Consider the following 13294-nt stretch of genomic DNA (forward strand, 5'->3'; position numbering starts at 1 on the left):
CTAATCTCCTTTAGTCTTCTGTAAAAACAGTTTTGGGAGTATCGTGCTTAGATTTCTTTGACTTTTTTTGAAATCTTACGATTTTCTTTCTTGCTTGATTGCTTATACAAAATCAAGATACGTCCGATTTTTTGGACTGTATCCACACCAATTTCTTCTTCCAAGATTTCAGCTACTTCGTGGATGTTTTCATCTGTATTTTGCAAGAGTGTAACCTTGATCAATTCGCGGGCATCCAGTGCCTGACGGACGCTGGTTTTGATTTGGTCGTTGAGTCCGTTTTTTCCGATTTGGATGATGGGTTTGAGGGTGTGTGCCTGGCTGTTGAGGAAGGCACGTTGTTTTGATGTTAATGACATATTCTTTCTTCCTTTTTTGATAGTTATTTTAGGTGGTGGGGGACGGTCGGAACTAATTTCCCAAAGATTTCATCTTTGAAAAACGGATTTCCTGACCTCACAATTGAGCCTAGGTCTCAATTGTGCCCCTTGCCAATCTATAGATTGGCAATCACACCACGGCAATAACTATCTTTTTATGAGCTCACTTTGTTCGCTCAGTGATTTTAGTTTAAATAATTGCTTTTCGTGTGACGACGGCGACGCCTTCTGGTGCCCAGACTGCGACTTTGGCGATTCCTGTTACGCGGATCCAGCCTAATCCTGAGATGACTAGGTCTGTCTTATCCTTGATGGTAAATACATGTTGGACTAGTTTTGGAAAGTCTTCTTTTTCCTTGGTATTTGGTGGCGTCAGAAGAGTTCCAAGGTGCTTATCGTAAAAAGCGCTAGCCCCTTCTAGCTTGGTACGATGAAGTTTGAGTTCATTGTCAAAGAAAGCTGTAAATCCTTGCTTTTCTCCTGCAATGAAATCAAAGCGTCCCAAGCCACCTAAAAATAGAGTTTGCTCTGGATTGAGCTGGTAGGTTTTAGGCTTGATTTCCTTTTTAGGACTGACATACTTGAGATTTTTAGCCGTCAAGTAGTGGGCCATTTGATGACGATGGATAATTCCAGGCGTATCGTAGATATAAGAACCATCATCGAGCGGAATTTCAATCTTATCCAAGGTTGTTCCTGGGAAGCGTGAAGTTGTGATGACATTCTGGTCACCCGTGATTTCCTGGATGATGGCATTGATAAGGGTTGATTTCCCGACATTTGTCACACCAACTACGTAAACATCACGTCCCTTACGGTAGTGCTCAATCTTGTCAATGACTTCCTTAATGGCATGCTTATTTTGTGCAGAAGTTAGGACGACATCGACTGGACGAAGCCCCTCCTCATGGGCACGTTCCATGAGCCATTGGCTAATTTTACCAGGCTTAACAGACTTAGGAAGGATGTCTTTTTTATTTCCAACCAAGAGCACGTCATTACCTGACACAAAACGTGGCAAACCTGGGATGACAGAACCATTGAAGTCAAAGATATCAATGACATTTACTACCAAGGCATCGCTATCTCCAACCTCGTGCAAGAGTTTGAGGAAATCATCATCCGTTAACTGAACATCAGTGATTTCATTGTAGTGACGAAGACGGAAACAACGCTGGCAATAAACTTCTCCAGTTTCCAAACCTTTTTCAAGTGCTGACTGAGGCGTAAAACCAAGCCCAGTCTTATCTTCCGTCTGAATGATTGCTCCACAACCAATACAGAGAATTTCTTCCATAATTAGATTCCTTTTTTATATGTAATCGGTCCGTACTTTTCAGCGATTTTTCTCATCACACGACGCTCACGCGCTCGGTTAATCTGAGTCTTAATAGAGTCGTGTTGAACCAAGGGTTTAACCAAAATCGAACGAATACCTGCTCGATGGGCTGCTCGAATATCCGTCATAAGCTGGTCGCCAACCATGACCACTTGGTCTTTTTCATAGTGGAAATGTTTCATGGCACGGTTAATTCCTAAAGTAAAGGGCTTCAGCGCCCAATAAACATAGTCAATATCAAATTTTTCAACTGCTCGTTTGACACGTTTGGGAGTATTGTTAGATACCACAATGATACGTATCCCAGCATCGCGCAGATCATGTAACCATTGCTTCATCTCTGCTGTTCCATCTGGATTATTCCAAGCAATCAGGGTATTATCCAAATCAACCAAAACAGCCTTGATCCCCTGCTCCTCCAGGCTTTGGACTGTCAGATCATAAACTGCTTCCACAGCAAAATCTGGCATGTAATTTTCAATCGCCATTCTGGCTCCTTTTCTTTCTATTTTTTAGTTTCTAGCAATTTTCTTTAGATACTGAGCCAAGATTGCCCATAAAATTAAACTAGCAATCAAAATATATATCCAGGCATTAGGCTCTTCTGTAAATGGCAGAGGGACATTCATTCCGAAAAATCCTGTAATGACTGCAAGAATGGCTAGCAAAACTGAGATAATGGTCAAGGTTGTCAAATTATCATTCAGATTGTTGTTTAGGATATTATTGTAAGATCCTGAGAGTTGTTGTAAAACCTGGGAAATCAAATCTGTCATGGACACCAACTGATGAGCTTCAATCATAGCATCATCAAACTGCTCTCTTTCCACTTCGTTAAAGTTCCGATAAAGCGCATGTCCCTGGATATGCTCCAAGAGGAGGCGATTTTGTTTAGCCGCAGCTGTCAAGTAAACCATACCAGTTTCCAAGTCAGAGAGGGCAAAGAGATTTTTTTTAGTGGTTGTTTGACGCAACAAGGCACTGATTTCATCCTTACTTTTATCCATCTGTTCAATGACAGGATAATAAGCATTGCTGATAAGCTCTAAACCGGCAAATAGAAACTTGTAGATTGAAATGATTTCATGATTTTCAAGATAGCCTAGCATCTGATCAATGACATAAGCATTCTTATGGTTACTGATGGTAATCATTCGTTGCTTTTCCACGATAAAGGTCATAGGAATGGCTTCATAGTATTCCTTGTCCCTTTCTAAGTCAAGAACGTTATAGATAAAGGTGACTGTCCCGTTTTCACGGTTATAATCCATGTGGGCTCGTTCGTTTCTATCCAGCGCATACTCGATGGTTTCTTTATCCAATCCATAGATTTCTGATAGGTCTTCGAGATTTTTAATGATTTCCACATCTAGATTAATCCAGGTACAACCATTTCCTAACTGCTTATCTAAAAACATCGTTTCTCCTTTACCAAACTCTTTCTATTGTACCATAAATCAAGTAAAATTTCAGTTCTCTTCTTTTCTTGAAAAATTGCTAACGACGGTGATATTCCGATTAGGAACAAAATGAAGAGCTTGGTCATCACTTCGCAGTTGAGTTGTCCGAATTCCTACACTAACGACTTTCCCCGATACAGTAATTGGGCCGTTAGTCAAGACAACCTCATCTCCAACGTCCAACTGGCGCTCAAAGAGAATAAAGAAGCCATTGATGACATCTGATAGAAAACCTTGTGCTCCCATACCGATAGCCACCCCAGCAATCCCCGCACCTGCAAGCAAGCTAGAAACAGGCAAACCTAAGATAGACAAGATACAGTAAATCAAGAAGAAATAAAGGATATAGTTAAAAATATTCTCAAGCAAACGAGAAATGGTCTTTTGTCTACCAGCATCTCGATTTGAAAACTTAAGTGAAGGTTTAACAATCTTTCTTACAGCAGCATGGAGAAACTTTTTGGCAATATAAAAGATAAGAATCAGTAGCAAAAGGGAAATCACCTTGGTTAATAGATTCTCTAAAACAGTTGTTACATCTAATTTATCTAGGTAACGTTGAAAAAATTCTTGCATATAAAACTCCTTTTCTATTCATTATACCATAAATCCTTCCTCGCCATCCTTTTCATAAATATTCATTAATTCCAACGAAACTTATAACTCACTTGCTTTTCGAGTATATTTATACTATAATCATAAACAATACACAAAAAGGAGACCTCTATGAAAAGAATTATTCGTGCTTGGAACAAAACAAATCTTATCAAACGTATTGGGATCGGAATGACCCTGGGAGCAATTCTAGGTCTACTCGTTCCTAATTTAACTGGCATCGGTTTATTGGGAGATTTATTTGTAGGAGGACTAAAGGCCATCGCTCCTATCCTGGTTTTTGCTTTAGTCGCTAATGCCCTTTCCCAACACCAGAAAGGCCAAGATAGCAATATGAAAAAAGTCATTTTCCTCTATTTGCTGGGGACTTTTGCTGCGGCTCTTGTAGCAGTTTTGGCTAGCTTTCTTTTCCCTGTTCAGATGGTCTTGAGTAGCGCTAGCACAGAAGTTACTCCGCCAGACGGCATCGGACAAGTACTCAGTAATCTCCTACTAAAAATAGTAGATAATCCTGTCAACGCCATCATCGAAGCTAACTATATCGGAATTTTGTCTTGGGCTATCGTCTTTGGAGTTGCCATGCGAGAAGCTAGCAAAAATAGCAAGGAACTACTCAAAACAATGGCCAGTGTGACTTCAAAAATCGTCGAATGGATCATCAACCTTGCGCCCTTTGGTATCCTGGGCTTGGTCTTCAAAACCATCTCAGACCAAGGTATCGCTAGTTTAGCAAATTACGGAATCCTACTCGGACTTTTGATTGCCACTATGGTTTTCGTTGCCCTAGTGATCAATCCTCTGATTGCTTTTCTCTTTATCAAGAAAAATCCATATCCCTTGGTGTGGAAATGCTTGCGTATCAGTGGCGTTACAGCCTTTTTCACCCGAAGTTCCGCTGCTAATATCCCTGTTAATATGAAACTCTGTGAGGATCTAGGTCTTAATCCAGATACCTATTCTGTCTCAATCCCCTTGGGATCAACCATCAATATGGCTGGAGCTGCTGTTACCATCAACATCTTAACCCTAGCAGCTGTCAATACTCTAGGAATCTCAGTTGATTTTGCAACAGCCTTTGTACTCAGTATCGTTGCAGCCATCTCTGCCTGCGGTGCTTCAGGAATCGCCGGAGGTTCACTCCTACTTATCCCAGTTGCCTGCAGTCTCTTTGGGATTACCAACGATATTGCTATGCAGGTTGTGGGTGTTGGTTTCGTTATTGGTGTTATTCAAGACTCTTGCGAAACAGCCCTCAACTCTTCAACAGATGTCCTCTTTACAGCAGTAGCAGAATTTTCCTCTGCTCACAAAAAATAATCTAGACAAGCCTTTTTAGGGCTTGTTTTGTCTGGCTTCTATCATTCATTATAGGAAATGTCTCATGTCTATCACCCAACGTACTTTTAAACTCGTTCTGGCGACCTGTTTGGCCTGTGTTCTAGCCTACTTTCTAGATTTATCTTCAGCAGTGTCCGCTGGTATCATTGCCCTATTGAGCTTATCGGATACCCGTAGAAGCACCATTAAGCTAGCTCGCAATCGTTTATTTTCAACCCTTCTTGCTCTTTTCATTGGTGTCCTTTCCTTTCACCTGACTGGCTATCACATCTGGAGTTTTGGTCTCTATTTGGCCCTCTATGTTCCCCTTGCCTACAAACTGGGCTGGGAGATTGGCATTACCCCGAGTAGTGTCCTAGTCAGTCATCTCTTGGTTCAGAAGTCTACATCACCTGATCTGCTAGTGAATGAACTCCTCCTATTTCTGATCGGTACGGGATTCGCCTTGACTGTCAATCTTTACATGCCTTCTCGGCAAGAAGAAATCCATCTCTATCATCTCAAGGTAGAAGAAAAACTCAAACACATTTTACAACGTTTTGAATATTATCTTGGAAAGGGCGATGGTCGTAACCGTGCTCAACTCGTTGAAGAATTGGATCAGCTTCTTGAAGAAGCTCTCAAACTGGTCTATCTTGATCACTCTGACCACCTCTTTCATCAGACCGACTATCATATCCACTATTTCGAAATGAGACAGAGACAGAGTCGCATTCTTCGTAATATGGCCCAGCAAATCAACACCTGTAATCTAGCCGCAAGCGAAAGCCTAATCCTTGCCCAGCTATTTGCTAAAATTGCGGATCAACTCAGTCAGACCAATCCTGCCAACGATTTATTAAATGATATTGAAAGCTACCTGCAAGTATTTCGCAATCGCAATCTCCCTAAAACAAGGGAAGAATTTGAAACGCGCGCAACCTTACTTCAACTCCTGCGCGAATTGGAAAACTTTATTCAACTGAAAGTTGACTTCTATCAACGCTATTCTGAAGAAAAAAGCGGCTCTTTGTCAACTGTAGTGGGTTGAATAAAAAGCTAACATCTGGAGAGGACAACGATTGTCCTCTCCAGTTTTATATTCAGAGCGCTGAAAATTCTTTTCTTAAAGTTGTCAAAGTTCCTAAAACCAAAGGCATTTCGTTTGATGAGTTTAATGAGATTATTGGTTGCTTCCAATTTGGAGTTGGAATAAGGTAATTGAAGGGCGTTGACAATTTTCTCTTTGTCCTTGAGAAATGTCTTAATGACAGTCTGAAAAAGAGGATGAACCTTTTTTAGATTGTCTTCAATAAGTCCGAAAAATTTCTCGGGCTCTTTATTCTGAAAGTGAAAAAGCAATAGGTGATAGAGATCATAGTGGTGTTTCAAATCTTCGGAATAGCTTAAAAGCTTGTCTAGAATCTCTTTATTCGTCAAGTGCATGCGAAAAGTAGGGCGATAAAATCGTTTATCGCTGAGTTTACGACTATCTTGTTGGATTAGTTTCCAATAGCGCTTGATGGCCTTGTATTCATGGGATTTTCTATCAAATTGATTCATGATTTGAACACGGACACGACTCATGGCACGGCTAAGATGTTGCACAATGTGAAAACGATCTAGAACGATTTTAGCATAAGGAAAAAGCTGTTTAGCCAAGTTATAGTAAGGACTAAACATATCCATAGTAATGATTTTCACCTGACAGCGAACGGCTCTATCGTAGCGCAGAAAGTGATTTCGGATGATAGTCTGGATTCTACCTTCAAGCACGGTGATAATGTTGAGATTGTCAAAATCTTGTGCAATGAAACTCATCTTTCCCTTGGTAAAAGAATACTTGTCCCAAGACATAATCTCAGGAAGTCGGCTAAAGTCATGCTTAAAGTGAAAGTCATTTAACTTGCGAATGACAGTTGAAGTTGAAATGGCCAGCTGATGAGCAATATCGGTCATAGAAGTCTTCTCAATCAACTTTTGCGCAATCTTTTGGTTGATAATACGAGGGATTTGATGATTTTTCTTGACGATAGAAGTCTCAGCGACCATCATTTTCGAGCAATGATAGCACTTAAATCGACGCTTTCTAAGGAGGATTCTAGTAGGCATACCAGTCGTCTCAAGGTAAGGAATCTTAGACGGTTTTTGAAAGTCATATTTCTTCATTTGATTTCTGCACTCAGGACAAGATGGGGCATCGTAGTCTAGTTTAGCTAGGATTTCCTTGTGTGTATCCCTATTGATGACATCTACAATTTTTATGTTTGGGTCTTTGATATCAAGGAGTTTTGTGATAAAATGTAATTGTTCCATATGATTCTTTCTAATGATGGTTTGGTCGCTTTTCATTATAGATCTTATGGGACTTTTTTTCTACACAAAATAGGCTCCATAATATCTATAGGGGATCTACCCACTACAAATATTATAGAGCCAAAAAAGCAATCTATCATCATAAACAAAATACCTTTTGAACTGCGAAAACTTGCAATTCAAAAGGTCTTTTTCTGTCTCGAACCTAGCTAACTAGTAAATCTTACTGAGTAAGAAAATCAGCATAAACTCCTATGAAACTCACATTGATAGACTGATCTTGCTCTTAATCAGAATAAATAGAATTTCTAAACTCATTTGATTCTTTGAGGTAGGCTTTATATATAGCTTTTTTCAACTTCTGAACAGGAGTTTCAATGAAACGGTATTGTTTTTGGCTGATATTTCCTGCTTTAATCTGAGCAAGTTCTTCTTTTACCGCTTCTTCCATCAATTGCTTCATTCGTTCAGGACTTGAAATCACTTCTTGCTTACCTTTATAGTCAATGGTAATCGGTTTTAATTTACTGATATTCGCGATCCGTTCATCCATCTGTTCCTTCTTGAATTGAGCATAGGTCTTACCAGCTAAGATCTTTTCAAAGATGTATTGGTCTGACAAGGGACGATTCTCTTTTTCAGCATCTTGCTTGTACTGATTAGAGACATAAGGAACGAAACCTTCGTAATAGCCAAGACCTGCCATGAGTTCAAAGGCTTGTTTTCTAAAGCTGATATCCCCACTCATTCCCTTATCATTTTCGTTGACACCATAAATCGTATCAAACATATCAACGGTATAATAACCATTGGCATCTACTTTCCCTGTAGCCGTGAATCCTTTAATGATATAACGATTTACCACGATATGATTGTCAATCAAACTATGAACATCTCCTAGCTTGCTAGCATCTGCCTCGGTCAAGGCCTTGATTTCCTCACTCTGGTGGCTTGGTTTGACCGATGGATTTGGATAAGGAACAGGTGTTCTTGAACCACTTGTCGCACTTGGTAAGAGTTGCTTGAAGTAGACTGCCTTATCCGCAGCTGACAATCCTCGACTTGCCTCAGCTTCTAGATAATCTAAAGTATAGAGAACATCGAAACTACCGTGCATATATTCTTTCAAATCTGTAGCTGATTTAAAGCGCTCAGGTGTCTTGTTGTAGAAACTGTCTTTGTCACTCTCGACATAGACAAAGTTCAAGTTAAAGTAGCTATCCGTTTCCGGAGTGTAGGAGTTTTCAAAGATTCCACGTGCATAGAATTCTGCTCCTGTACCATCCCGTCGACCATAATTGTTAAAGAGAACTGTACGATCCAACAAGTGAGTCATTTCATGAGAATAGGTTGCTGACCCTCGATCGTCCAAAACTCTATCAATAAAGTAGCGCACACCAGCCCCATTAGCCTCAGCACCTACTGATTGAGGCGGAGAATACATGCCTAGCGGAGACATGAAGTCCTTGACTCCCTTATCCGCCTCTGAACCAAACTCCTTAGACCAGGTTTCCTTGATGCCTGCATTTTGCTTGCTAGTATACTTTTTCATAGTATCCACAATCAAACGGTTGGTTACTAATTTTGATTGATTGTCTTTTTTAGTGATTCTATAAAGCGTATCAACATAAGCAGCCTGACGCTCAGCCGTTAATTCAACCAGAGCCTTCACTTTTTCCAATTCAGCCTTATATTGAGCAGGATTGCTTTGAGCCAGTGAGGTATCCATATAAGTTCCTATATTTCCGTAGGAAACAGTTGCCATATTAGTAATAGCATAGATGCTCGGTTCCTTGATGTTTACTAGGCCTAGAAGGGTAGCCATGTTATATTGTTTGCGATTATCAATCTGTTGAGGTTCTGCCCCGTACTTGGCAGGATCAGAGGTCAACTTCGTGTAGAGACTGACATTTTCATCTGTTTTTTCTTTAGATTTTTTCTCAACAACGATGGCTTTTGTAGCATCCTTCAACCAAGTATCACCATCCATGTTTGTAAAGGTAGTTCGGTTATAGTCAAGGAAGTCTAATAGGGTTGACTTATCGGTTACTTTTCCAAAGTATGTTTCAAATGTTCGTGGGCTATTGACCAGCTTCATCTCATCATAGCTCATTGAACCTAGAGATGTTAGCCATTCTAATGACGTAACCTTCTTGCCAAAAGAGCTTGGATTGTAGGCAAGAATATCACGGATGTTGGTCTTACCAAAATCAATGTTATAGAAACGATTGATATAGGTTAAACCTAGGAGAATCTTTTCCTTATTAGCTTCTAAATCTGCTTGAACCTTAGCTCTGCTTTCCGCTGTGTTCCCAAGCACACTCAAGGTATGGGCTACAACTTTTTTAAGGTCTGTATCTAGAGTCTTTTTCGTTTCTTCAAGTGTGTCTTTAATAGATAATCTTTCTAGATATTCTTTGCGAAGGACTTCTTTAACCTCTTCATCTGTAATAGCAGGATTTGTCTTTTTAAGTTCAATCTTCTTACTAATCACATCTCGCCCCAGAATATTTGGCCTGAGGGCATTTGTCACGTAAGCATTGGAAAGTAAATCCACAACCTTCATTCCTTGGCTAGCAGGTCGTACATCGATAGCATTTTCTAACTCCGTATTCACTGGAAGAAGATGAGGTTTGTTTTCTTTGGTTCCCACCAAGATGACCTTTGGCTTCATTGCTTTTGTCACAGCACTTGTTTCCGTGTGTGATAGCATTTCACCTGTTTGAGAATTTACTTCATAAACTCTGGTAGTGGTTGTCTCGCCAGGCTCGCCCTGACTTTCTACTTTTTCAAGATCCTTCTCAAGTGTTGGTTCCTGACGACGTTCCTCCTTGATTGGAATTGGTGTCACGATGGTTTGGACATTTCCGACCTTCACTACCTTATCAATTGGAGCTGTTACTTCCTTTTGGTGATCTCTTTCTGTAACCTGACCTGTCTGAGTATCTACTTGGTAGGTAGTCGTCGTTTTTTCGCTTCCTTCCTTACCTGGAACAGCAACTTTTTCTGTTTGATAAGGAAGTGAAGGGCCCGCTTCATATATCGTATTATTTGCGATGACCTTTGTTTCTACACTTGGTTTGGTCCCAACTAGAACAACTTCATCTACCTTTTCCACCAGAGTTTTTGATGTACTAGACTCTGTAATCTGACCACTGGTTTGATCTCTTGTATATCGGGTAGTGGTTTCTACTTGTCCATTGACCCCATGTGTTTTCGTTTTTCTAGAACCGACTTCTTGGCTGTCATCTGCTTGATAGATTGTTTTATATGGGATTGTTTGGGTTTCAATCTTAGGTTCTGGAACTGGGGCCGACTCTACCTTAGTGCCTACTGCTATGATTTCGGAAATTGACTCCAAGGTTACAGTATTGGATTTAACTTGGCGGTCTTCCTTGCCATCTACAGTCCTCACCTCGGTTAAAATAGTGCGCTCACCTGCAACACCTGCTCGGATAAGGCGGGTTTCACCCTTAAGCAAGTCCGGATCGTCCTGATGAATAGTATCATAAGCAACGGCTTCTGTCGTCACTTCAAGCTCTGGTTTCTCCTCGACCAAGCTCGGAGCACCTTCACTTGGAATTGAGGTGGATTCTACCTTAGTACCTACTGCGATAATTTCGGTAACTGGTTCTAAGGTTACAGTATTGGATTTGACCTGACGATCTTCCTTACCATCTACAGTCGTGACTTCCGTTAAAATAGTGCGCTCGCCTACAACCCCTGCTCGGACAAGGCGGGTTTCACCCTTAAGCAAGTCTGGATTTTCCTGATGAATTGTGTCATAAGCAATAGCTTCTGTCGTCACTTCAAGTTCTGGTTTCACCTCGACCAAGCTTGGAGTGCCTTCGCTTGGAATAGAAGTGGACCCTACCTTGGTGCCTACTACGATGATTTCGGTAACTGGCGCCAAGGTTACAGTGTTGGATTTGACTTGGCGGACTTCCTTGCCATCTACAGTCGTCACTTCTGTTAAGATAGTGCGCTCACCTGCAACACCTGCTCGGATAATGCGAGTTTGACCCTTAAGTAGGTCTGGATCGTCCTGATAAACAGTATCATAGGCAACGACTTCTGTCGTAACCTCAAGTTCTGGCTTCACCTCTACCAAGCTTGGAGTGCCTTCACTTGGAGTTGAGGTGGACTCTACCTTAGTGCCTACTGCGATGATTTCGGTAACTGGCTCCACAGTTACAGTATTGGATTTGACTTGGCGGTCTTCCTTGCCATCGACTGTCGTCACTTCCGTTAAAATAGTACGCTCACCTGCTACGCCTGCTCTGATGACACGAGTTTGACCCTTAAGCAAGTCCGGATCGTCCTGATGAATTGTGTCATAAGCAACGGCTTCTGTCGTTACTTCAAGCTCTGGTTTCACCTCGACCAAGCTTGGTGTACCTTCGCTTGGAATTGAAGTGGATTCTACCTTAGTACCTACTGCGATAATTTCGGAAATTGGATCCACAGTTACAGTGTTGGATTTGACTTGGCGGACTTCCTTGCCATCTACAGTCGTCACTTCCGTTAAAATAGTACGCTCACCTGCTACGCCTGCTTGAATGACACGAGTTTCACCCTTAAGCAAGTCTGGATCGTCCTGATGAATAGTATCATAAGCAACGGCTTCTGTCGTTACTTCAAGTTCTGGCTTCACCTCTACCAAGCTTGGAGTACCTTCGCTTGGAATTGAGGTGGATTCTACCTTAGTGCCTACTGCTATGATTTCGGAAACTGGCTCTAAAGTTACAGTATTGGATTTGACCTGGCGGTCTTCCTTACCATCTACAGTCGTCACTTCCGTTAAGATAGTGCGCTCACCTGCTACGCCTGCTCGAATAAGGCGAGTTTCACCCTTAAGCAAGTCTGGATCGTCCTGATGAATAGTATCGTAAGCAACCGCTTCTGTCGTGACCTCTAGCTCTGGTTTCATCTCGACCAAGCTTGGAGCACCTTCACTTGGAATTGAAGTAGATTCTACCTTAGTGCCTACTGCTATGATTTCGGAAATTGGCTCCAAGGTTACAGTATTGGATTTAACTTGGCGGTCTTCCTTGCCATCTACAGTCCTCACCTCGGTTAAAATAGTGCGCTCACCTGCTACGCCTGCTCGAATGACACGGGTTTGACCCTTAAGCAAGTCTGGATCGTCCTGATAAATAGTATCATAAGCAAGAGCCTCTGTTGTAACCTCAAGTTCTGGCTTCACCTCTACCAAGCTTGGAGTACCTTCGCTTGGAATTGGGGTGAATTCTACCTTATCTGCTTGTGGAGAATTAGGTTTTGTATTTTCATTTCTAGAAAATTCTCCATTTCCCCTTACAAAATAATAGCCTGTAAATTCATAACCCTCAATCTTTTCTGGACTAGGCAAAAATTCTCCTGCAACTGTTTTGACAAGAGCTGGACGAAGCTCTACTAAGTTCTCCAAGGCAGAAACTGATAGTGCAGTACCACCCACAGCCAAAACTGTCACTAAAAAGAGAGAGGCGCCTTTTCTCTTTTTAATGAGAGTGAGCGAAACTAACAAGATACCTGTACCTAAGACAGGTAGGATAGCATTTGAAAACAAGCCAGTATCAGGTAACTTAGTAGTAGACTTACGGTAGACGAAGTAATAATCCTTACCTTCCTCCACTTGGATAGCATTTTCTTCAAACCAACGTAGTTCAGCCTTCAAAGATTCAGGCAAGTCTTTATCCTCCACATAGTGTGACACTAGCTGAGGAATCCTTTCCTCTGCAAGCACAGCATTTCCACTTGTACCTACAAAAAACAAACTCGTTCCCAATAAGACGGAACAAGTTCCTACTGCATACTTTCTCAAAGAAAAGCGTTGTTTTGCTTTAAAATGATGTTGTTTCATGATA

General features: G+C 41.2%; 9 protein-coding genes. 2 read left to right on the top strand and 7 right to left on the bottom strand.

The genetic code is table 11. From position 1 onward, the window contains the following. Positions 1-47 precede the first annotated feature (47 nt). From yhbY to AAFQ93_RS09350, 5 genes are all read right to left on the bottom strand, one after another. Positions 48-359 carry a ribosome assembly RNA-binding protein YhbY gene (gene yhbY / locus AAFQ93_RS09330; RefSeq protein WP_000060171.1) on the bottom strand — a complete coding sequence of 104 codons (312 nt, stop codon included), beginning with the start codon at positions 357-359 and terminating at the stop codon, positions 48-50. Between the two features lie 211 nt (positions 360-570). Further along, complete coding sequence (yqeH, locus tag AAFQ93_RS09335; RefSeq protein WP_375555271.1) at positions 571-1677, bottom strand: ribosome biogenesis GTPase YqeH; 1107 nt, start codon at positions 1675-1677, stop codon at positions 571-573. Positions 1678-1679: 2 nt separating this feature from the next. Further along, positions 1680-2207 (bottom strand): YqeG family HAD IIIA-type phosphatase, encoded by a 528-nt coding sequence (locus AAFQ93_RS09340; RefSeq protein WP_375555272.1) that lies wholly within the window; start codon positions 2205-2207, stop codon positions 1680-1682. A gap of 24 nt (positions 2208-2231) precedes the next feature. Next, a complete protein-coding gene (locus AAFQ93_RS09345; RefSeq protein WP_049508908.1) occupies positions 2232-3137 on the bottom strand; it encodes a magnesium transporter CorA family protein in 906 nt (301 codons plus the stop codon). Positions 3138-3188: 51 nt separating this feature from the next. Beyond that, on the bottom strand, positions 3189-3755 hold the full coding sequence (locus AAFQ93_RS09350; protein ID WP_375555273.1) for a mechanosensitive ion channel family protein: 567 nt from the start codon (positions 3753-3755) through the stop codon (positions 3189-3191). 150 nt (positions 3756-3905) lie between these two features. On the opposite strand from AAFQ93_RS09350, the gene sstT reads away from it, so the two are divergent. Next, on the top strand, positions 3906-5111 hold the full coding sequence (gene sstT / locus AAFQ93_RS09355; RefSeq protein WP_375555274.1) for a serine/threonine transporter SstT: 1206 nt from the start codon (positions 3906-3908) through the stop codon (positions 5109-5111). Positions 5112-5175: 64 nt separating this feature from the next. Next, on the top strand, positions 5176-6162 hold the full coding sequence (locus AAFQ93_RS09360) for an aromatic acid exporter family protein (protein WP_223140078.1): 987 nt from the start codon (positions 5176-5178) through the stop codon (positions 6160-6162). A gap of 8 nt (positions 6163-6170) precedes the next feature. On the opposite strand, the gene AAFQ93_RS09365 is transcribed toward AAFQ93_RS09360, so the two are convergent. After that, positions 6171-7427 carry an ISL3 family transposase gene (locus AAFQ93_RS09365; RefSeq protein ID WP_375555275.1) on the bottom strand — a complete coding sequence of 419 codons (1257 nt, stop codon included), beginning with the start codon at positions 7425-7427 and terminating at the stop codon, positions 6171-6173. 286 nt (positions 7428-7713) lie between these two features. Beyond that, a complete protein-coding gene (locus AAFQ93_RS09370) occupies positions 7714-13290 on the bottom strand; it encodes a G5 domain-containing protein (protein WP_375555276.1) in 5577 nt (1858 codons plus the stop codon). Positions 13291-13294: the final 4 nt, after the last annotated feature.

Source organism: Streptococcus nidrosiense (assembly GCF_042140045.1).
Taxonomy (GTDB): Bacteria; Bacillota; Bacilli; order Lactobacillales; family Streptococcaceae; genus Streptococcus; species Streptococcus nidrosiense.